The following is a 21,356-nucleotide window of genomic DNA, read 5'->3' as shown; positions in this document are numbered from 1 at the left end:
GTTCCCCATCGGGGCTGCCCGTCCTTGATCGACTCGGGTTCCTTGAAACCGCGCTGTCCGGATGCCTGGGATGCCCCGACTTCCAGGAAGCCGAGTCGATCAGACGGTCACGGAAGGTACGCCACCTCGGGGAACGACCGGCTCGGCCCGTTCAGTAGGTGGCCGCTCCGGTGCCGCAGGTGCCTGTCGAAGAACGCCAGCGGGTACGCCTGCCCGATGCGGACCGCGCGGGCAGGGTCGAGCGTGCCGACCCAGGTGGCGAGTTCCTCGTCGCTCATGCCGATGAGCTTTGCCAGTTGCGGCACGAGCCACTGGTTGTCGCCGTAGGACGAGTGGATGGCGCCGGCGGCCTGGACGTCGAGTCGCCATCCGCGTAGGTGCGTGAAGAACTCGGCGACGGCGGGCATCGCGGCCCGGGTGTTCTCCGCGGTCATGAGCATGAACGGCCGGTACAGGTCGGTGGTGGGCAGCGGCTGGGACAGCATCGGGGCGTCCAGGCTCAGCCCCGCCCGGACCCGTCGGTCGGTGCCCAGGGTCAGGGCTGTCGCGGTGCCGCCCTTCGACCAGCCGAACATGCCGATCCGACTCAGGTCGAGGGTGGCGCCCAGCCCGCTCGGTAGTGGCGCGTGGTCGACGTCGGGGTTCCCCCCGGCAGCGAGGTCGGCGATCTGGTCGAGGACGAACCGGACGTCCCGCGTGTAGGTCCACGGAGTGGAATCGAAGTCGTCCTCCGGGATGGTGACTCGGCCGTCGGGGAATTCGCTGAACCCGTCGTACGTGTGGTCCACGGTGACCACCACGTACCCGTGGCTGGCGAGCTCCTGCACCACGATCGTGGTGTCCGAACGGTGGCTGCCGGCGCCATGCGAATACAGCACAACCGGCAACCGCCGGCCCGGGTGCCGCACCGGGGCACCCTCGTGCCCGGCCGTCAACGGTGCCAGCGCGGCGTCGGAGTCGAACCCGGCGGAGGCCAGCAGCACGCGCATCGAGGTGGGGGTCATCCACGGGTAGCGCGGGTAGCGCCTCTCGTCTCGGGCGGGATACCAGACGCTGACCATCAGTTCCCGGTACCGCCCCGGCCCGGCCAGTGGTTCCGGCTGCGACCGGTCGACCAGGTGCAGCGGTACCACCCCCACGCGGTACGGCCCGGTCGGCCTGGGGAGGCGGAGTCGGACCGGGCCTGAACCGGCGGTTGCCGCCGAGGCGCGGCCGGCAATGCCCATCGATGCGCCGGCCCCGACCGCCAGTGCGGCTCCGACAAGGCCACGGCGTGTGATCCCCCGTGCAACAACAGATTTGACGGTTGGCATTGACCCTCCCCTGGGTTGTGAGCCGCCGGAACCAATCCCCGGCCAGCTATATACTCGCAGTATAGATACCGAGTGTATAGATGTATAGGGCGGTGCGTTCGACAGGAAACTCACCGGGAGCGCTCCGGCACCCCGCGATTTCGCAGCTCCCGTCCCGGTGGTGGGTGTCCCGAGCGGGGCAGGGCAGGATCGGGCCGGTCGAGGTGGTCAGGGCCGGACGGAGGCGAGGGAGGCGGTCGGGCCGGGGCGCGGAACGAACGGGCTAAGGCGGGCAGGCCAGGCCGGAGTGCCGGCTAGCCCAGGACCAGGCCGGGGTCCGGGTCGGGCGCTGCGCTGGGGCCGGGGATCTGGTACTCCTCGGTGAGGGTGGTCATCGGGCCGGGCCAGGTGGCCTGGGCGACCTCGATGGGCTTGCGGTGACTGTCGTACGCGATGTGCAGCAGGTGCAGCACCGGTGTGTCGGGCCGGATCTGGAGGGTCTCGGCCTCCTCGCGGCTGGGCTGGCGGGCGCTGATCGTGTCGGTGGCCGACACGTACCGGCGGCCGGTGGCCTCCTCGGCCTCCTGGTAGAGCGGCCGGCCGAACGCCTCGGCCCGCTCCAGCGACGTGCCGTCGGTGTCGCGGGGGAGGAACCAGGAGGCGCCGACCTCGACGGGGGAGTCGTCGGTGCGTACGAGGTGGCGACGGCAGAGCAGGTTGGTGCCGTCGGAGACGCCGAACGCGTCGGCGACCTCGGCGGGCGCGGGAGAGAGGCCGACGGAGACGAGCTGTTGGCGGTATCGGGCGGCCAGGTCGGTGTGGTAGCCGCGGAACCCGCCGTACCGGCCCCGGGAGAGGCGGTTCAGTCGACGCCGGGTGCCCCGGACGTACGTGCCCGAGCCGGGTTTGGTGATCAGGATGCCCTCGACCCGTAGCTGGTCGACGGCGCGTTGCACGGTCTGCTTGGCGACGCCGAACATCTCGGCGATGGCCGGGATGGACGGCAGCCGCTCGCCGGGGCCCCAGTCGCCGCGGCGGACCTGGGCCTTGAGCTGTGCGGCGATCTGCCGGTGGGGGAACTCGGCGGCGCCGGGATTGATCTGCACATCCGCCTCCTTGATCACATCTAGGTTCCTAGGATGCCTTAGAGGGTGTGACGGCGCTACCCCGGACACGCGGAAACGGGCCCTGAAAACGGAAACGGACCCCCGAGCGCGGAGACGGGCCCCCGGACCAGAGGAGGTCCGAGGGCCCGCGACGGACAGTGCTACCAGGAGCCGGCGGTGGGGCCGGCCGAACCGCCTCGACGCCGCAGGTACTTCTCGAACTCCTGGGCGATCTCGTCACCGGTCAACGGGGTGATGCCCTCGTCGCCGACGCGTTCCTCCAGCTCGCGGACGTACTCGCCCAGCTCGGCGTCCTGCTCGGCGGCGCTGCGTACCCGCTGCTCCCACTCGGCGGACTCCTCGGCCAGGTCGGCCATCGGCACCGGCAGGTCGACGACCTCCTCGACCCGGTGCAGCAGGGCGAGGGTGGCCTTGGGGCAGGGCGGGTTGTTGGCGTAGTGCGGCACGTGCACCCAGAACGACACGGCGTCGACCTCGGCGCGGGCGCACGCGTCGTGCAGTACGCCGACGATGCCGGTCGGCCCGTCGTACCGGGTGGGGGTGAGCTGGTAGCGCTCCGCGGCCTGGGCGTCGGAGGCGCTGCCGCTGATCGGCAACGGCCGGGTGTACGGCACGTCGGCCAGCAACGCGCCGAGCAGCACCACCCGCTCCACCTCCAGGCTGTGGCAGATCTCCAGCACCTGCTCGCAGAACGTCCGCCAGCGCATGCTCGGCTCGATGCCCCGGATCAGCACCACGTCGCGGTCGGTGCCTTCGGGGCTGGCCACCATGAACCGGGTTGTCGGCCACTCCACCCGGCGGGTCTCCCCGTCGGCCATGGTGATGGTGGGCCGGCTGACCTGGAAGTCGTAGAAGTCCTCCGGGTCCAGCTCGGTGATCTGCCGGGCGTTCCAGACCTGTTCCAGGTGCTCGACGGCCGCGGTGGAGGCGTCGGCGGCGTCGTTCCAGCCCTCGAACGCGGCGATGGCCACGGGGGACCGCAGGACCGGCAGTCCGTCGAACTCGGTCACGCCGTCACCTCACCCTGCTCGTGGCGGCCGGCACCGGGACCGCGCCCGGTTGTCGGACCGTGGTGCACGATGGCGTCCCTGTTCTCCTTCACGTCCGTCAGCCTACGTGCCGGGCAGGGATGCGGCCCGTCGGCCGCGCCGGTCCACCCACTGCGCCACCGGGCATACGGCGGCGAACCGGACAGGGTGATCCGCCCGACACAATATGGGATCGGGCGTGGACGGGGCTCGGGTTCGCGTGGGGCCGCACTAACCTGAACGGGTGCGGACTTCGTTGCTGGATGTGCTGGCCGATCGGATCCTCATCGCCGACGGGGCGATGGGCACGATGCTGCAGGCCGCCGACCTCACTCTCGACGACTTCGACGGCCTCGAGGGATGCAACGAGATCCTCAACGTCACCCGCCCCGACGTGGTGCGGGGGGTGCACGACGCGTACCTGGCCGCCGGCGCGGACTGCGTGGAGACCAACACGTTCGGCGCCAACCTGGCAAACCTCGGCGAGTACGACATCCCGCAGCGCATCCGCGAGCTGTCCGAGGCGGGCGCGCGGATCGCCCGGGAGGCCGCCGACGCGGCCAGCACGCCGGAGCGGCCCCGCTTCGTGCTCGGCTCGATCGGCCCAGGCACCAAGCTGCCCACCCTCGGTCACGCCGGCTACGCGACCCTGCGCGACGCGTACCAGGAGAACGCTGCCGGCCTGATCGCCGGCGGCGCGGACGCGCTGATCATCGAGACCTGCCAGGACCTGTTGCAGGTCAAGGCGGCGATCGTCGGGTCGAAGCGGGCGATGGCCGAGCTGGGCCAGCGGGTACCGATCATCTGCCACGTGGCGGTGGAGACCACCGGCACGATGCTGGTGGGCAGCGAGATCGGCGCGGCCCTGGCGGCGATCGAGCCGCTCGGGGTGGACCTGATCGGGTTGAACTGCTCGACCGGCCCGGCCGAGATGAGCGAGCACCTGCGCTACCTGTCGCAGCACTCCCGGATCCCGCTGTCGGTGATGCCGAACGCCGGCCTGCCGGTGTTGACGGCCGACGGCGCGTACTTCCCGCTGACTCCCGTGGAGCTGGCCGAGGCCCTGGAACGGTTCATCTCCGAGTACGGCGTGGGGCTCGTCGGCGGCTGCTGCGGCACCACCCCGGAGCACATCCGGGTGCTGGCCGAGCGGCTGCACGGCGTCACCGCGTCGCCGCGCGAGCCCCGACACGAGCCGGGTGTGTCGTCGATCTACCACCCGGTGCCGTTCGCCCAGGACGCCTCGGTGCTGATGGTCGGGGAGCGGACCAACGCCAACGGCTCCAAGGCGTTCCGGGAGGCCATGCTCGCCGCCGACTGGCGGGCCTGCGTCGAGATCGCCCGTAGCCAGGCCCGCGACGGCTCGCACCTGCTCGACCTGTGCGTCGACTACGTCGGCCGCGACGGTACGCGGGACATGCGCGAGCTGGCCGGCCGGTTCGCCACCGCGTCGACGCTGCCGATCATGCTGGACTCCACCGAGCCGGCCGTCGTCGAGGCCGGGCTGGAGATGCTCGGTGGCCGCTGCGTGGTCAACTCGGTGAACTTCGAGGACGGCGACGGCCCCGACTCCCGGTACGCGCGGGTCATGCCCATCGTGCGCGAGCACGGCGCGTCGGTGGTGGCGCTGCTCATCGACGAGGAGGGGCAGGCGCGCACGAAGGAGTGGAAGGTCCGGGTCGCCGCGCGGCTGATCGACGACCTGACCGGCCGGTGGGGGATGGACCGCGCGGACATCCTGATCGACGCGTTGACCTTCCCGATCGCCACCGGGCAGGAGGAGACCCGCCGCGACGGCCTTGAGACGATCGAGGCGATCCGGGAGATCGCCCAGCGGTACCCGGGGGTCAACTTCACCCTGGGCATCTCGAACATCTCCTTCGGCCTCAACCCGGCCGCCCGGCAGGTGCTCAACTCGGTGTTCCTGCACGAGTGCGTGCAGGCCGGTCTGACCTCGGCGATCGTGCACGCCAGCAAGATCCTGCCGATGACGAAGATCCCCGACGAGCAGCGCGAGGTCGCGCTCGACCTGGTCTACGACCGGCGGCGCGACGGGTACGACCCGGTGCAGCGTTTCCTGGAGCTGTTCGAGGGCGTCGACGTGACCAGCGCGCGGGCCACCCGCGCGCAGGAGTTGGCGGCGCTGCCGCTGGACGAGCGGCTCAAGCGGCGCATCATCGACGGCGAGCGCAACGGCCTGGAGGCCGACCTGGACGAGGCGATGGCCGGCGGTCGGTCCCCGTTGTCGATCATCAACGACATCCTGCTGGACGGCATGAAGGTCGTCGGCGAGCTGTTCGGCTCCGGGCAGATGCAGCTGCCGTTCGTGCTCCAGTCCGCCGAGGTGATGAAGACCGCCGTGGCGTACCTGGAACCGCACATGGAGGCCACCGAGGACGGCGGCAAGGGCCGCATCGTGCTGGCCACCGTGCGCGGCGACGTGCACGACATCGGCAAGAACCTGGTCGACATCATCCTGTCCAACAACGGCTACGAGGTCGTCAACATCGGCATCAAGCAGCCGATCAGCGCGATCCTCGACGCCGCCGAGCAGCACCGCGCCGACGCGATCGGCATGTCCGGGCTGCTGGTCAAGAGCACGGTCATCATGAAGGAGAACCTGGCCGAGATGGCCACCCGCGGTGTTGCCGAGCGCTGGCCCGTCCTGCTGGGTGGGGCGGCGCTGACCCGGTCGTACGTCGAGGACGACCTGCGCTCGACGTACCCCGGGCAGGTGCACTACGCGCGCGACGCGTTCGAGGGTCTGTCCCTGATGGACCGGGTGATGACCGCCAAGCGCGGCGGCGCCCCGGTCGTCGACCCGGAGCGCGAGGCGGCGCTGGCCACCCGCCGGGCCCGCCGCGAGCGGCAGCGCACGCTGGTCACCGACTCGCTGCCGGAGCTGCACGACTCCTCGGTCCGCTCCGACGTGGCCGTCGACGTGGAGGTACCCACCCCGCCGTTCTTCGGCACGCGCGTCGTCAAGGGCGTTCCGATGGCCGACTACGCGGCGTTGCTCGACGAGCGGGCCACGTTCCGTGGGCAGTGGGGGCTCAACGGCGCCCGCGGCGGCAACGGGCCCTCCTACGACGAACTGGTCGAGACCGAGGGTCGGCCGCGTCTGCGGTACTGGCTGGACCGGCTGATCGCCGACCAGGTCCTGGAGGCAGCCGTGGTGTACGGCTACTTCCCGGCGTACTCCGAAGGAAATGACCTGGTGGTGCTCGACGAGAACGGGCACGCGGAGCGCGCCCGGTTCTCGTTCCCCCGCCAGCGGCAGGAGCGACGGCTCTGCCTCGCGGACTTCTTCCGGCCCAAGGGCGACCAGCTCGATGTGGTCGCGCTGCAACTGGTCACGGTCGGGCAACCCGTCAGCGAGTACGCGGCGAAGCTGTTCGCCCGCAACGAGTACCGCGACTACCTGGAGGTGCACGGGCTGTCCGTGCAGCTCACCGAGGCGCTCGCCGAGTACTGGCACCGGCGCGTGCGTGCCGAGCTGACCCTGCCCGACGGGCGTCCGCTGGGCCACGACGACCCGCAGGACCTGGCCGGCATTCTGCGCAACGACTATCGGGGCTGCCGGTACGCGTTCGGCTACCCGGCCTGCCCCGATCTGGAGGACCGGGCGAAGATCGTGGACCTGTTGGGCGCGGAGCGGATCGGCGTCGAGTTGTCGGAGGAGTTCCAGCTCATGCCGGAGCAGGCCACCGACGCCATCGTGGTCCACCACCCAGAGGCGAGCTACTTCAACGCCAAGTAGCGGTCCCCGGCTCCCGCCGCATCGACGGTCGTATTCGTCCGGCGGTCGTAGGAGGATGGGGCCATGTCTGAAGCCTTCGTCGCCGAGCCGCCGTGCGCGGTGTGTGGGCGTCCGGCCACCCGCGTGGAACTTGTCGCACCGGATGGCCAGCCGGTTGAATGGCAGCGCTGGTCGTCGGCGCAGCGCGACGCCTACGCCGCCGCGCGGAAGCGCCACACCGGCCAGCGGTGGTGGCTGCTGTATTCCGGGGTCGCGGCGGGCAACGGGCTTGGACGACCGGCGGACCCGGCAGAGGCGCAGCGCATCGTCGACGCCTTCACCCCGCCGTACCGGTACGCCGCCGTCACGACGGCCGGCTTCTACGACGACGCTGGATTGTGCGCGCGGTGCGACGTCCCGTACTGCTCCCACCACTGGAACGTGTCCAGCACCGGCTACGGACGATGCCCCCAGGGGCACGGCAAGAGCCTCGACCCGCACTGGTCACCCTAGTGAGCCCTGATGCGCCGGGGGTAGCTCCTGCGGTGACTCGCGGTGGTTGAGGCCGCGCCCTTACGGTGCGTGCATCGGTGTGGTACTGATCGAGGTCGCTGGTTGCTGGCTCGGAGGGCGAGGGCTGATGGATCCGGATGTGACTTCGCTGGCTGGTGCGGTGGTGCCGTACGTGGCGGCGGCGGCCGGAGCGTACGGAGCGGGTGTGGTGGCGCGGGTGCAGGAGGTGGCAGCGGACGCGACGGTCGGTCTGGGTGGACGGCTGCTGCGCCGGTTGCTGGGACGGGAGGAGTCAGCCCCGTTGGTGGAGGCAGCGGTACTCGATGTGGCCGAAGATCCGGATGACGAGGATCGATTGGCGGCGTTGCGGTGGCAGATCCGCAAGGCGGTTGCTGCCGATGCGCGGTTGGCCGCCGAGTTGTCGCAGCTGCTGGCGTCGGCGGGGGTGACGATCACGGCGTCGGGTGAGCGGTCTGTCGCCGGCCAGACGATCAGCGGGGTGGTGATCACCGGGGACGGTGGCCAGGTGACTCGATGAGCGACCGGGATGCCCCCGGCCCGGGGGAGCCTGGTCAGGTGAGCGCCGAGGGCCGTCGGTCGATCGCGGCGGGGGAGATCAGCGGGCTCGCCATCACGGGCGACGCCGCGACGGTCGACGCGCGGCGCATCGAGCTGCACCGGGCGTCGACGGCGCCCGACACTGGGAAGCGGTTGCACAACCTGCCCAAGCCGTCGACGCGGCTGTTCGTGGGCCGGCAGGACGAGTTGACCGCATTGGAGGCGGTGATGTCCGCCGGTAGCGGGGTGATCTGCCAGGCGGTGCATGGCCTGGGTGGGGTGGGCAAGACCGAGTTGGCGTTGCAGTACGCCCACCAGCGGCGTGATCGGTACCCGGTGCGGTGGTGGGTGACCGCTGACAGCCCGGCGGCGATCGAGAATGGCTTGGCGGCGTTGACGGCCCGGATGAACCCGGAACTGATGCTGACGGCGACAGTCGCGGAGGCCGCGAGATGGGCCGTCGGTTGGTTGCAGAACCAGTCGGGCTGGTTGCTCGTGCTGGACAACGTGGAGCAGCGCTCACATGTCGAGCCGTTGTTGGCGCAGCTTGACACCGGGCACCTGTTGATCACCACGCGGCGCAACGTGAACTGGGAGGCGCTTGTCGACGGGTGTCTACGCCTGGACATGCTGGATCGCGAGTCCGCGGTGCGGCTGTTGCTGGAGCCGGGGGAGCAGCGGGATGTGTTGGCGGCGGCGGTGCTGGCCGACGAGTTGGGGTACCTGCCATTGGCGTTGCAGCAGGCGGCGGGCTACCTGAGGCAGACGCGCCTGCCGGTGTCGGTCTACCTGGATCGGCTACGGGCGCAGCCGTCCGAGGTGTTGAACACCATCGCCGAGGGGGACCAGGCGGAGCGCGCGGTGGCCCAGGTGTGGCTCCTCACCCTCGACCAGCTACGCGAAGTCCGGCCGGCAGCGATCGACCTGCTGCGGATACTGTCGTGCTACGCGCCCGACGACGTCCCACGATCGATCTTGGCTGGTTATGCCGAGCAGGCCGGTGCTGTCGACCAGGCGTTGGCGGCGTTGGCGTCGTACAACCTGGTCACACTCACGCAGACGACCGTCAGCATGCACCGACTCGTGCAGACGGTGGTCCGCAGCCAGGCACAGACGCAGACGCAGGTTGACCACCACGACGAGCCCACCGATCCTGACGGGTCGTTGTGGCAGCAAGTCCTCGACCGCGCACTGGCTCTGCTCGACGGAGCCCGGCCACCAGGTAACCCCGCACAGGACGTCGACATCTGGCCGCAGTGGAGGGCATTTGTTCCACACGTCGACGCGCTCGATCACCACATGCCCGAGGACAGCGTCAATTTGACCCTGGCGTACCTGCTGGGCCAGGTCGCGTTCTATCACTACACGCAGGCGAGGTACGGCCAGGCTCTACAGGCTGAGAAGCGGGTGCTGGGGATCAGTGAGGCGGCGTTGCCCGCGGGGCATCCGGACATCGCGCTGAGGCTGGACAATCTCGCGTCCACGTTGGTGGCTCTGGGACGGGCGGGCGAGTCGCTGCCGTTGCGACTGCGCGCGTTGGAGATCAGTGAGGCGGCGTTGCGGGCGGGCCACCCCACAGTCGCGCTCCGACTCGACAACCTGGCGTACACGTTGGGGGCTCTGGGGCGGGCGGGGGAGGCGTTGCCATTGCAGCGGCGGGCGTTGGAGATCAGTGAGGCGGCGTTGCCGGCGGGGCATCCGGACATCGCGCTCAGGTTGGACAACTTGGCGGGCACCTTGCGGGCGCTGGGGCAGGTGGAGGAGGCGCTGTCGCTGCGGCGGCGGGCGTTGGAGATCAGTGAGGCGGCGTTGCCGGCGGGGCACCCCATCATTGCCACCAGATTGGACAACCTGGCGTACACGTTGGGGGCTCTGGGGCGGGCGGGGGAGGCGTTGCCGTTGCAGCGGCGGGCGTTGGAGATCAGTGAGGCGGCGTTGCCGGCAGGGCACCCGGACATCGCCCTCCGACTGAACAACCTGGCGGGAACCTTGGGGGATCTGGGCCAGGCGGAGGAGGCGTTGCCGTTGCAGCGGCGGGCGTTGGAGATCAGTGAGGCGGCCTTGCCGGCCGAACACCCCGACATAGCGACCCGGTTGAACAACCTGGCGGGCACGTTGGTGGATCTGGGGCAGGCGGAGGAGGCGCTGCCGCTGCGGCGCCGGGCGTTGGAAATTAGTGAGGCGGCGTTGCCGGCGGGGCATCCCACGATCGCGGTCCGATTGGACACCCTGGCGTACACGTTGGGGACTCTGGGGCGGGCGGGGGAGGCGTTGCCGTTGCAGCGGCGGGCGTTGGAGATCAGTGAGGCGGCGTTGCCGGCGGGGCATCCCACGATCGCGCTCCGGTTGCACAACCTGGCGTACACATTGAGCGCTCTGGGGCTGGTGGAGGAGGCGCTGCCGTTGCAGCGGCGGGCGGCCGAGATCAACGTGGAGATTCAGCGTAGGAGATCCAGTGCGGACGACGTCGCTGGATGACGGTCACGTCGCACTCTGATCGAGAATTGCCGCCGTCGAGGGACTGCGCTCGGTGCCGCTAGAGTTCGCGCCGTGAATCTCGTGATCGATGAGAGCAGCCGCCAGGTACGCGAGTTCGTGTGCCAGTGCTGCGACACGCAGGCGGACCGGACCTGGGCCAACATCTACGAGGGCGACACCGCCTTCGCTGTCTACTTCGCGAGCTGCTATCACCACAACGGGGTTCACGAGGCCTGGATCGATGCCATCTTAGGGACGTGGGGCCAGGATCGCGTCGACGACCACATCACGTTCGGCTGCCGGGTCGGTCCCGTGGTCGGTTCCCCGGACCCTGCCGCGACGCTCGTGAACGGTGGCGAGGTGGGCGGCGACAGTCCGATCTTCGGGCGCAAGCTCAGCCGGGAAGAGGGGCTGAGTCATCCGAGGATCGCTGAGTTCTGGCAGGTCGTTGACGTGATCCTGGAACGGGACGACCTCGTGCGTCGCCACGTGTACGGGCCGGTCGCGCCGGACGGTGCGCGGCCCGGGCAGTAGCCCGCGACGTCGACGGTCAGGGGTTCTCGTTGACCGACGGGTCGGCGTCAGCCGAGGCGCCGTCGGCGAGCTGGGCGACCATGGTGTCGGCGTCGTCGAGCGACTCGACCGTGTGGAAGCCTTCGCTCGCGTAGAGCTTCGCGGCGAAGTTGGCCCGCTCCACGCTCAACGACACCGCCCGTAGGCCGCGCTCGGCTCCGACGGACAGCACCGCGCGTACGAGCGCCCGGCCCACGCCGCGATTGCGCCAGGAGTCCACCACCCCGAGGGTCAGCTCGGGCACGTCGTCACTGACGTACCCGTAGCCCGGGTCGCCGGCGGTCAGGTGTCGGCACCAGGCCGCGCCGATCGGCCGATCAGCCGGATCCACGGCGACGACCCCGAAGTCTCCCGGTCGCATCCATCCGGCGATGTAGTGGGCCAGCTCGGGTTTCGTCAGGATCTCCTCGCGTGACCAGTTGCGCTCGGGCAGCCAGTTGACGGCCTGCACGAGCATGTCGACCAGGAAACCGTCGTCTGCCGGCGTGGCGGTACGGATGTTGAACGTCGTCACCGCCGCAGCTTCCCATACGGGATCGAGGCGAGAGGCCGGGGCAGCGCCCGGTGGGCGCAGCGTCCACTGTCACGGGCGTGATCGTGCGTACGCGTTGGATAGGGTCACGCCCCGGCCGGCGACCTGCCGTCTGCCCGAGGGGCGCAACCCCGTTGACGGGTTGCGGTCCGTGGGTGGTTGCGCGGGCCATCCCGCCTGCCATCGACCCGGGCAAGCCGAGCAGACCACCGCCCGACCCGCCAGCGTCCGAACGTGCGTCAAAGCCATCCTGACGTGGCGGACCGGGCGGAGGCCCGCTCCCCGGAAAGGCGGGTCGACGGCATACGGGATGACAACAGCTACCGTAGCGCGCTGCTCTCAACCAACGGATTGTCCAGGAAAGAGAACCTGGAGCAAGTGCCGGTTAACAGCCAGCCGTTGACGAATAGGAGGCTGGCCGCCAAGCTCCGTTGAGATATAGGTGATAGGTGCTGTCGATGCGACGGAACCACGCCCCACCGTTAATGCCGCGATCATAGTCGATATACGTGTCGGTTGTGCCCAACTTGAGAAAGTCGTCAGCTCGCCCCATGGTTTGAGGGCCGGCGGCGCCATCTATCGGTAGATGATAACGCGACTGGAAGGCTTCGGTTGCCGACTTTGTCATAGGTCCGAAGGCGCAGTCGACAGAGCCCGAATAGAGCCCCTCTCCCTTGAGGACCTGCTGCCAGAGGCCCGTGGCCAGACTGTATGAGTGAGAGGTGGTGCTGAGTATTCCCTCGTCCCCCCAGTCGTCATTGATCGAGTCAATCCCCTTGATGTAACCTTGTGAAACAGATGCGTTGGCGGGCGATACGAAGGCAGTCATGCCGCCAGTCAGAGCAACAATCGTGGCCGCAGCGCTTGCGAACGATCTCAACTTCATGCGAGTTGCCTCCGTTGGTGTTGGGCATTCCCGGTGAATGCTGGATTGGGGTAAATGCTTTCCTGCTCCGACATGCGCGGAATAATCAAGCACGTCAGTGGGGGTCATCGGGTGCCTGTCCTGGCATGGCGAGAGGGAGGCGAAGCGCGCCGTTCTCAGGCGAGCAGGGTGCCGCCGTCCACGGTGACCAGCGTGCCGGTGGCGTACGTCGACCGCAGGAGGTAGACGAACGCTTCGGCGACCTCCTCGGGCTCGCCCACGCGGCCGAGGGGCAGTGACGCGCTGAGATGGGCGTACATCTGCTCTCGGGTGTCGTCGGGCAGCGAGTCCCACAGCGGTGAGCGGATGACGCCGGCCGAGACGGCGTTGACCCGGATCGGCGCCAGTTCGACGGCGAGCGAGCGGACCAGCGCGTCGATCGCTCCGGTGATGCCGGCGACCACCGACCAGCCCGCCTTCGGCCGGTGATTGGCGGTGCCGGTGGTGAGGGTGATCGACCCGCCGGGCCGCAGGTACGGGAGCGCCGCGTGGACCGCCGTCAGCGAACCGAAGTAGCGCAGGTTGAAGGCGGTACGGGCGGCGGCGAGGTCGAGGGCGTCGACGGACATCAGCGCGAGCGGTTCGCCGGCGGTGTAGACGAGGTGGTCGAACGGGCCGAGCCCCTGGAACAGGCGCGTCACGTCGGCCGGGTCGGCGAGGTCGGCGACGTACCCCTGGGTGCCGGCCGGCAGGGCGGCGAGGGCGCGGTCCACGCTGTGCCGGTTGCGCGAGGCGACCACGACCTGGGCGCCCTCCTGGGCGGCCCGGGCGGCGGTCGCGAGCCCGATTCCCGAGGTGCCGCCCAGGACGACGACGCGCTGGTCGGTGAGGGTCATGATGGTCCTTCCGGATCGTTCGGCTGACGCTCACTACGGTGCGTCGGCACTGATGCTCACGTCCAAGACCTCTTTGAGCTGCTGTGATGCCCGACGGGTATCGTGAGTGCTGGACGGGAGGGTCGGATGGACGTCGATCTGCGTAAGCTCCGCTACTTCGTGGCCGTGGCCGAGGAGCTGCACTTCGGCCGGGCCGCCGCGCGGCTGCACATCGCCCAGCCGGTCCTGTCGCGGCAGATCCGGGCGTTCGAGCGCGAACTCCGCGCCGAGCTTTTCGTTCGGGATCGCCGCTCCACCGTGCTGACCGAGGCCGGTCGTCAACTGTTGGCCGACGCCGGTCCGCTTCTGGCCTCGGCCGAGGCCCTGGGTCGGCGGGTGCAGCGGGCGGCGCACGGCCGGCCGACGTTCACCATCGCGTTCATGCCGGGCCTCATCGTCACGGCCGAGGCCCGTGCCATCGCTCAGCTGCACCCCGAACTGGCTGTCGGTGTCGTCCGCACCTCCCGGGACGACCAGGCCGAGGTGCTCCGCGAGGGGCGCGCCGACGTCGGCTACGTGCGGCTTCCGGTCGACCAGCGGGGCCTGCGCCTCCGCCCGCTGTTCACCGAACCCCGCGTCGTGGTCCTGCCCGGCGAACATCATCTGGCCGGCAAGGAGTCGGTCGACCTCGCCGAGTTGGCCCAGGAGCGCCTGCTTCAGGACCCGGACGCGGTGCCGGAGTGGCGGGACCTGCCGAATCGTCCGACGGACCCGGAGCCCCGCCCCCGGCCGGTGCTGACCTCCGTCGAGGAAAAGCTGGAGCACGTCGCCGCAGGGGCCGGGGTGGTGATCCTGCCGCTGTCGATCGCGAGGTTCTATACCAGGCCGGACGTCGTCCACGTGCCCGTCGGCGACCTCAGCGACAACCAGGTGTGCCTGGCCTGGGCCGAGAACAACCGGTCACCGCTGGTGCGGGAGTTCGTCGACATCGCCGCGCGGCAGGCCGGCGACGTCGGTCCCGGCGACCACACGTAGAGGAGGAACCAGCATGGCGATCCGGCGGATGGACAACGTCCTCATCGTGGTCGAGGACCTCGACGCGGTCATCGCGTTCTTCGTCGAACTCGGCTTGGAGGTGGAGGGCCGGGGACCGGTCGAGGGGCGCTGGGTGGAGCGTGTCATCGGCATCGACGACGTGCGGCAGGAGGTCGCGATGCTGCGTACCCCGGACGGTCACGGCAAGGTCGAGCTGGCGATGTTCCACGCGCCGAAGGCCGTTCGGCACGAGCCGGAGGACGCGCCGACGAACACCGTCGGCATTCGCCGCATCATGTTCGCCGTGGACGACGTCGAGGACACGATCGCCCGGCTGCGCCGCCACGGGGCGGAACTGGTCGGGGAGGTGCAGCGGTACGAGGACATCTTCCTGCTCTGCTACGTCCGCGGCCCCGAGGGCATCGTCGTCGGATTGGCCGAGGAGCTGCGCTGAGCGCCACCGCGCGGCGTGCAGCCGGCGCGTACCAATGAGGGCCTGCTCCGCCGTGCGGCGAAGCAGGCCCTCGTGTCTCGGTCAGGCCGTCGCCACCCCGAAGAGGTGGATGACGCCGCCCTCGGCGGTGGTGGGCAGCGTCAGGCTCGCGAGCCGCTTGCCCGGCTGCAGGTAGATCGGGGTCGTCGCGAAGACGTACGTCGCCACCGGCTCGACCCCCGAGCCCATCTTGTCGCGGTACGTGGTGTGCACCGCCGTCACGTTGCCGAACGACGGCTGGTCGGATCCGCCGCCCAGCGTCCAGTCGCTGAAGCCGACCGTCGCCTGCTGCGTCGTGCCGTCGGTGTACGTCAGCGTCACCGTGCCGCTGGTGGCACCGAACGCGGCGCTGCCCAGCAGGCTCAGCTTCGTGTCACCCTCCGCCGCCTGGACGCTGAGCACCTGACCGCCGCCGCCGACCAGGATGTTGTCCGGGTCGCCTGGGGCCACGTTCGGCCAGGTGAAGTCGAACCCGTTGGCCGACACGGTGGATCCCGGCTTCACCCCGGCGGCTTCGAGCGCCGTTGCGGAGTAGCTCCAGCCGCCGGTGTCGAAGTTGGCCTGCGGATTGGTGTCGTCGGCCGAGATGCCGTTGTTGTTGAGGTTCCACAGCACGCTGTCCCGCACGGCGACCGTCACGGGGATGGTGACGGTGGGCAGTGCCGTACCGGAGGTGGTGGTGGCGGTCACCGTCACGGCGTAGGCGCCGGGCTTGAGGTCGGCCGGCGCGGAGACGGTGAGCTCCCTGCTGCCCAACCCGTCGCCGGCCAGTCTGAACTCGCCCTGCCTGGGCGTGACGGTCAGGCCGGCGGGCGCGCTGACCTTCCAGCGCGCGGTGGTGGCAGCCTCGGTCAATGCCTGGATCTTGTACGTCGTCGCCGAGGTGCTGCCCGGCTCCACCTTCAGCGTCTGCGGGCTCGCGCCCGTCAGGTACGGCCGCCGGCCGTCGCCGTACGAGGGCGGGGCGTCGGCGGGGGAGCTGCCCCACTTCGTGTTCGGCTTGTCGCCGAGCACGAAGGAGACGGTGCCGCCCTTGTTGACGAGGGTGTCGGGGACCCAGCTCCGGGTCGACGTCCTACCGTTGACCTTGACCGACTGGATGTACGTGTTCTGGGCCGACGCGGCCGGGGCGTCGACGGTGATCCGGCGGCCGGGTCCGGCGTCGATCACCGCGCGCCGAAAGAGCGGCGCGGTGAGCACCAGGTCGGCCCGGCTCGGGTTCTGCGGGTACATGCCCAGCGCGGAGAAGACGTACCACGACGACATGGTGCCGGCGTCGTCGTTGCCCGGGATGCCGCCGGGGGTGTTGCCCCAGAGCTGGTCCATCACCGCGCGGACCGTCTGCTGGGTCTTGTCGGCAGCGCCGAAGTAGTTGTAGAGGTAGGGCGCGTTCATGTCCGGTTCGTTCGTGGGGTCGTACCGGGTGAGGTCGCGGGCCGAGAAGTCGAAGGCGCCGTCCGGCGTACGGAAGAAGGCGTCGAGGCGCTGCTCGGCCACCTTGTTGCCGCCCATGGCGCGGGCCAGGCCGGCGACGTCGGAGTAGACCATCCAGGTGTAGCGGGCACTGCTGCCCTCGACGAACCCGCTCTCGGTGGCGGGCTGGAAGTCGCGCTCCGCCCAGGTGCCGTCGGCCTTGCGGGAGCGGGGGTAGCCGCCCTGCGCGGTGGCGGTCAGGTCGAAGACGTTGCTCCAGGTGCCCGACCGCTTGCGGAAAATCCGCTCGTTCGCCTGGTCGCCGACCTGCCCGGCGAGCTCGGCGAGCGCGGAGTCGGCAACCGCGTCCTCCATCGTCTCGGCCGCGCCGCCCCAGCAGGAGCAGCCGTCAGCGGGGACGTAGCCCAACTCCAGGTACTTGTCGAGGGCGGGACGCTGACCGACGCACGCCACGTTGCAACCGGCGCTGTCGGAGTCGTTGGCGTTCGGCACCGTCGCCGCGGTGATCAGCGACCGGAGAGCGCCCTTGACGTCGAAGTCCCGGCCGCCGAAGGCGTGGATGCCGGCGATCGCCGGGGCCGACGGGTCGCCGGACATGACGCTCGTCTTGCCGTGCTGGAGCAGCCAGCGGTCCCACTCGCCGCCCCGCTGGGTGGCGTAGTTGAACAACGACTGCGCATAGTCGCTGCCCGCCTTCGGGTTGACCAGCGTCATCAGCTGCACCTGGGCGCGGTACTGGTCCCAGCCGGAGAAGGTGCCGTACTGCGCGTCCTGGCCCTTGGTGAGCCGGTGCGGCGTGCCGTCGGCGCCGAGGTAGCGGCCGTCGACGTCACTGGTCAGGGTGGGTTCGAGCATGGAGTGGTACAGCGCCGTGTAGAAGGTGCTGAGCTGGTCGTTGGTGCCGCCGCCGACCTTGATCTTGCTCAGCTCGCGCTGCCAGGCCGCCGCGGCCTCCGACCGGACCGCGTCGAAGCTCTTCTGCCGTGGGTTCTCAGCCCGCAGGTTGGCCTCGGCGTTGTCCAGGCTGACGTACGAGATGGCGACCTTCACGCCGACGGTCGTGGTGCCCTGGGCGAAGGTGACGTACGCGCCGGACCCCTTGCCCGGCACGGGGTTGCCCGCGTCGAGGCCGGTGCCGCCGGTCGCCGTCGTGGCGTCCGGCGTCCGGGTGCCGTCCTGCCACGTGCCGACCTTGGCGAAGGGCTGGTCGAAGTGGGCGGTGAAGTGCAGCGTGTACAGGGACTTGCGGTTGTTCTCGCTGTGCGGGCCGCAGAAGTTGCCGGCGGTGACCGAGCCGGTGACGGTCCGGGCCGCGGCGTCCACCCGTACGGTGGCGTCGGTGCTGCCGGTCTCCGAGTTGGAGGTGCGGAACAGCATGCTGGCGGGCTGGTCGGCCGGGAAGCCGAACCGGCCCGAGCCGGTGCGGGGGGTGGTGGTCAGCTCCGCCGACGCGCCACTGTCGAGGCCCACCCGGTAGTAGCCGGCCCGCGCGGTCTCGTTCTGGTGGGAGAAGCTGCTCGCGTACGTCGCGTCGGAGGTGTCGACGGACGGCGAGGAGTTGACGTCGCCCACGACCGGCATGATCGGGATGTCGCCCGCGCCGCCGTTGCAGCCGACCCCGTTGAGGTGGGTGAGGCTGAAGCCGCGGATCCGGGTCGCGCCGTACTCGTAGCCACCGGGCGCGGGGGTCGAGGTCTGCTTGCCGGCGCTGGTCTGCGGGCTCCAGGCCAGCATCCCGAAGGGGCGGACCGCTCCGGGGTAGGTGTTGCCGAGGTTCGTGGAACCGATCAGCGGGTTGACGTACCCGGCGGGGTCGGTGACCAGGCGGACAGGCGCGGCGGCCGCGGCGGGTGTGCCCGCGGAGACCGCCGCCAGCGCCGCCACGGCCACGGCGGTGGCGGCGGCGAGGGTTCGGCGTTTGGCGGTGTACGCCAGGCGCGCCGATGTGTCTGACACAGTGTTGGCCCTTCGGTTGGCACCGTCTGCACGAAGCTCGGCGGCGGCGACCCGTCACGCGTTCGCACTCCACATCGGAGCCACGCACGGGTTTGACAACGTTGTCTAATCGGCGATGATGCTTCCCCTCCCACCCAGGGCTGTCAAGATCCTGATCGCGATCGGTCACGCGGGGGACGTGCCCGCGCGGACAGCGCCCGCCCATCGTCGCCGCTACGCTGCCGGCATGTTCCGTGCGGCCCGGCCCGACGACTTCGCGCAGATCATCCGCCTCTACCGACAGCTGAACCCGGACGATCCGGTGTTGGACGACGGCACCGACCGGGCGGCCTTCGCGCAGATCCTCCGCTCACCAGGCCTGCGGCTGTTCGTCCTGGAACTGGACGGGATCGTCGTCGCCACCACGTACCTCAACGTGATCCCCAACCTCAGCCGGTCGGCGTCGCCGTACGCGGTGATCGAGAACGTCGTCGTCGAGGAATCGCGGCGAGGTACCGGTCTGGGTCGGCAGATCATGGCCGGCACGCTCCAGGCCGCCTGGGACGCGGGCTGCTACAAGGCGATGCTGATGACCGGCTCGCGGAACCCGGCCACCCACGCCTTCTACCGTGCCTGCGGGTTCTCGGCCGACGTCAAGACGGCGTACCTCGCGCGTCCACCCGGCTAACCGGGGAAGGTCTCGCGCAGCGCGGCGTCCAGCGAACGGCCGGTCGTCGGCTCGATGAACAGCTCGGCGAGCAGAAGGTCGGCGAGGAAGGTCGGGTTGATCCCGGACTCCTTGCGACCGAGCGCCTGCGCCGCGCCGCCCAGCCGCAGCGCCGTCCGCGCCGCGCCGGCCGGCAGCCGGCCGACCCGGCGGCGTCGGCCGACCGCCTCGGCGATGCGCCCGAGCATGTCGTGCCAGGTGAGGTTCTCGTCGGCGACCGGGATGTCCGCGCCGCTGGCGCTCTCGAGGGCGTCGGCCGCGACCTCGGCCACGCTGCGCGCCGAGGCCGCGGCGCTTCCGCCGGTCGGCGCCAGCAAAGGGGTACGAGAGCGCGCCCACCGTTCCAGCGGCCCGGCCCAGTTCGGCAGCCGGTCACCAGCCCGACCGAAGACGAAGGGCAGCTCGAGTACGGCGACCGGCAGGCCCACGCCGGCGGCGGCACGCCCCTCGCGGGCCTGCTCCAGCCGGCAGCGGATGTACGTGTGCCGCTCGCCGAGCCGCCACTGCGGATGGAGCCGGTCGAAGTACGTGTAGTACGAGCCCATCACCACCCCACGGGTGAGGCCCTCGTCGCGGGCGGCGGTGAACAGGCGTACCACCGGATCGACGTTCTCCCGCCGGAACTGCGGGTAGATCGGCTTCGGCAACGGCCGCTGCTCGTCGGTCCGGGTGGCGTACACGACGCCGTCGTGACCGGCGAGCAACGACCGCAGCTCGTCGATCGAGGCGGACCCCACATCGAGCAGGTGGTCGACCCCCGGCTGGGCGGAACGCGCCACCGAGGTCGTGTCGTGACCGCGCTCGCGCAGCACCTCCACGACGTGCGCGCCGATCAGGCCACTGCCACCCACCACGAGAATTCGCACGCTGAATCGTCCACTGTCCAGCGGGGTGTGTGTCAAGTACGGTGCCGCCTGCGGATGCGACGGCAGCGTGGCCCGGCCAGAATGGCGTCCGGAGGTGATCGAGGATGGTCGACCAGGAGAGCGTTCCCCGGCTGACGTCGGTGGTGCTCGACGGCACCGACGCGCGGGAGTTGGCGGAGTTCTACCGGCAGCTCATGGGCCTCGTCTACCGGCCCGGCGACGAGCCACCGGCGGACGGCCGACCCGACGAGCGCGGTCGTGACTGGTTGGTGTTGCGGTCCCCGGATGGTGGCCCGCAGATCGCGGTCCAGCAGGTCGACAGCCTGCCCGAGACGACGTGGCCGAAGAACGATGTGCCACAACAGCTACACCTGGACCTGACCGTGGATTCCGTCGACGAACTGCTGGTCCAACACGAGCGCGTGCTGCGCCTCGGCGGCCGGCTGCGCTACGACCGGATCGAGGACCCCGAAGAGCCGTTGCGCGTGTACGCCGACCCGGCCGGCCACCCGTTCTGCATCATGGTGGGATAGAGGCGTCCGTATCCGTGCGTGACCGACGCGTGACCGTGGCGGGCGCGATCGTTAAGAACGGGGTCGAGGATGCCGGAACCGCGCGCCTTCTGGCTGGACGAGCAGTTCGACCGCGAGCACGGCGCCGACGGCCACGGCCGGTACGAGGCCGAGGTGCTCCGCCGGATCGGTGACTTCGCCGAGACCTGGGGGGACTTCGCGCCGATCGCGTTCGCCGCGACGGCCTGGCGGGTGGCCAGCGAGCTGTCGCCCGGCTTCGTCCGGTGGCACCGGCGGATCATCTCGGCGACCTGCCAACGCAGCCCGTGGGACGGCAGCATGGTCTGCGCGGTCACCGTGGCCTCCCGCTGGCCCGCGGAGCTGACCTGGAGCAAGCAGTGGCAACGCGACCGTGGGTGGGAGAACTGGCCGCGGTTGTTCGGCCAGTTCACCACGCCCACCGAGCAGGACCGGACGCGCCGCCCGTACCTGCGGGCGCTGCTCCAGGTGGAGGCCCCGCTGCCGCTCGACGGCCTGCCGCCGACACCCGACGGTCCCCACGACAATGTGCCCGCCGCGGCGCGGCGGGCGGTCGTGGTGCTGGCCAGGGAACTCAACGATCTGCTGGCGCCGGTGATCGGGCAACTCGACAGCGGAGTCCCCGCCGACTCGTGACGGCGGGGACCCCTAGGGCCTGCTTCATGAGGACTGGCCGGCCTGCGGCGGGCCCGGACGACGACCGGCAGCGTTGCGGTTTCGTCCGGATACCGGTGT

At 70.3% G+C, this 21,356-nt stretch carries 18 protein-coding genes; 10 read left to right on the top strand and 8 right to left on the bottom strand.

All coding sequences use genetic code 11. The features are described 5' to 3' along the window. Positions 1–107 precede the first annotated feature (107 nt). The 3 genes from AB0J36_RS08595 to AB0J36_RS08585 form a co-directional block, all read right to left on the bottom strand. Positions 108–1,226 (bottom strand): acetylhydrolase, encoded by a 1,119-nt coding sequence (locus AB0J36_RS08595; RefSeq protein WP_363660355.1) that lies wholly within the window; start codon positions 1,224–1,226, stop codon positions 108–110. A 380-nt stretch (positions 1,227–1,606) separates the two neighbouring features. Beyond that, positions 1,607–2,398, bottom strand: coding sequence for a GntR family transcriptional regulator (locus tag AB0J36_RS08590; protein WP_357119362.1), 792 nt, complete (start codon positions 2,396–2,398; stop codon positions 1,607–1,609). Positions 2,399–2,559: 161 nt separating this feature from the next. Then, positions 2,560–3,429, bottom strand: a complete 870-nt coding sequence (locus AB0J36_RS08585) for a PAC2 family protein (RefSeq protein WP_269678735.1) — start codon at positions 3,427–3,429, stop codon at positions 2,560–2,562. Between the two features lie 262 nt (positions 3,430–3,691). On the opposite strand from AB0J36_RS08585, the gene metH reads away from it, so the two are divergent. The 5 genes from metH (at position 3,692) to AB0J36_RS08560 (ending at position 11,269) form a co-directional block, all read left to right on the top strand. Next, complete coding sequence (gene metH, locus AB0J36_RS08580) at positions 3,692–7,207, top strand: methionine synthase (RefSeq protein ID WP_363660354.1); 3,516 nt, start codon at positions 3,692–3,694, stop codon at positions 7,205–7,207. A gap of 63 nt (positions 7,208–7,270) precedes the next feature. Next, on the top strand, positions 7,271–7,699 hold the full coding sequence (locus AB0J36_RS08575; RefSeq protein WP_357170223.1) for a hypothetical protein: 429 nt from the start codon (positions 7,271–7,273) through the stop codon (positions 7,697–7,699). A 127-nt stretch (positions 7,700–7,826) separates the two neighbouring features. Then, positions 7,827–8,237 carry a hypothetical protein gene (locus AB0J36_RS08570; protein WP_357170226.1) on the top strand — a complete coding sequence of 137 codons (411 nt, stop codon included), beginning with the start codon at positions 7,827–7,829 and terminating at the stop codon, positions 8,235–8,237. Next, entirely contained in the window at positions 8,234–10,735 is a 2,502-nt protein-coding gene (gene fxsT, locus AB0J36_RS08565) for an FxSxx-COOH system tetratricopeptide repeat protein (RefSeq protein WP_363660353.1), read from the top strand. Before AB0J36_RS08570 ends, fxsT begins: the two co-directional genes overlap by 4 nt. 72 nt (positions 10,736–10,807) lie before the next feature. Next, complete coding sequence (locus AB0J36_RS08560) at positions 10,808–11,269, top strand: hypothetical protein (protein WP_357119347.1); 462 nt, start codon at positions 10,808–10,810, stop codon at positions 11,267–11,269. A gap of 16 nt (positions 11,270–11,285) precedes the next feature. Here the strand turns inward: AB0J36_RS08560 and AB0J36_RS08555 are convergent, their stop codons facing one another. The 3 genes from AB0J36_RS08555 to AB0J36_RS08545 form a co-directional block, all read right to left on the bottom strand. Further along, positions 11,286–11,822 (bottom strand): GNAT family N-acetyltransferase, encoded by a 537-nt coding sequence (locus AB0J36_RS08555; RefSeq protein ID WP_357119344.1) that lies wholly within the window; start codon positions 11,820–11,822, stop codon positions 11,286–11,288. Positions 11,823–12,225: 403 nt separating this feature from the next. Further along, a complete protein-coding gene (locus AB0J36_RS08550) occupies positions 12,226–12,834 on the bottom strand; it encodes a peptidoglycan-binding domain-containing protein (RefSeq protein WP_357119341.1) in 609 nt (202 codons plus the stop codon). Positions 12,835–12,881: 47 nt separating this feature from the next. Then, positions 12,882–13,601, bottom strand: coding sequence for an SDR family oxidoreductase (locus tag AB0J36_RS08545; RefSeq protein ID WP_357119338.1), 720 nt, complete (start codon positions 13,599–13,601; stop codon positions 12,882–12,884). 126 nt (positions 13,602–13,727) lie between these two features. On the opposite strand from AB0J36_RS08545, the gene AB0J36_RS08540 reads away from it, so the two are divergent. Continuing rightward, complete coding sequence (locus AB0J36_RS08540; protein ID WP_363660352.1) at positions 13,728–14,615, top strand: LysR substrate-binding domain-containing protein; 888 nt, start codon at positions 13,728–13,730, stop codon at positions 14,613–14,615. A gap of 13 nt (positions 14,616–14,628) precedes the next feature. Continuing rightward, positions 14,629–15,069, top strand: a complete 441-nt coding sequence (locus tag AB0J36_RS08535) for a VOC family protein (protein WP_363660351.1) — start codon at positions 14,629–14,631, stop codon at positions 15,067–15,069. Between the two features lie 81 nt (positions 15,070–15,150). Here AB0J36_RS08535 and AB0J36_RS08530 read toward each other — a convergent pair whose 3' ends face one another. Continuing rightward, positions 15,151–18,498: a GH92 family glycosyl hydrolase gene (locus tag AB0J36_RS08530; protein WP_363660350.1), complete on the bottom strand. Its 3,348-nt coding sequence runs from the start codon at positions 18,496–18,498 to the stop codon at positions 15,151–15,153. A 226-nt stretch (positions 18,499–18,724) separates the two neighbouring features. Here AB0J36_RS08530 and AB0J36_RS08525 point away from each other — a divergent pair, with 226 nt between their 5' ends. Then, positions 18,725–19,165 (top strand): GNAT family N-acetyltransferase, encoded by a 441-nt coding sequence (locus tag AB0J36_RS08525; protein WP_357170250.1) that lies wholly within the window; start codon positions 18,725–18,727, stop codon positions 19,163–19,165. On the opposite strand, the gene AB0J36_RS08520 is transcribed toward AB0J36_RS08525, so the two are convergent. Further along, positions 19,162–20,070, bottom strand: coding sequence for an NAD-dependent epimerase/dehydratase family protein (locus tag AB0J36_RS08520; RefSeq protein WP_363660349.1), 909 nt, complete (start codon positions 20,068–20,070; stop codon positions 19,162–19,164). The two genes, AB0J36_RS08525 and AB0J36_RS08520, sit on opposite strands and share 4 nt — an antisense overlap. A 104-nt stretch (positions 20,071–20,174) precedes the next feature. Between AB0J36_RS08520 and AB0J36_RS08515 the strand changes: the two genes are divergently transcribed. Then, positions 20,175–20,603 carry a VOC family protein gene (locus tag AB0J36_RS08515; protein ID WP_357170253.1) on the top strand — a complete coding sequence of 143 codons (429 nt, stop codon included), beginning with the start codon at positions 20,175–20,177 and terminating at the stop codon, positions 20,601–20,603. A 69-nt stretch (positions 20,604–20,672) separates the two neighbouring features. After that, positions 20,673–21,257, top strand: a complete 585-nt coding sequence (locus AB0J36_RS08510) for a hypothetical protein (protein WP_363660348.1) — start codon at positions 20,673–20,675, stop codon at positions 21,255–21,257. Positions 21,258–21,356 lie beyond the last annotated feature (99 nt).

Source organism: Micromonospora sp. NPDC049662 (assembly GCF_040675055.1).
Taxonomy (GTDB): Bacteria; Actinomycetota; Actinomycetes; order Mycobacteriales; family Micromonosporaceae; genus Micromonospora.
This window is presented reverse-complemented; position numbering and strand designations above follow the sequence as displayed.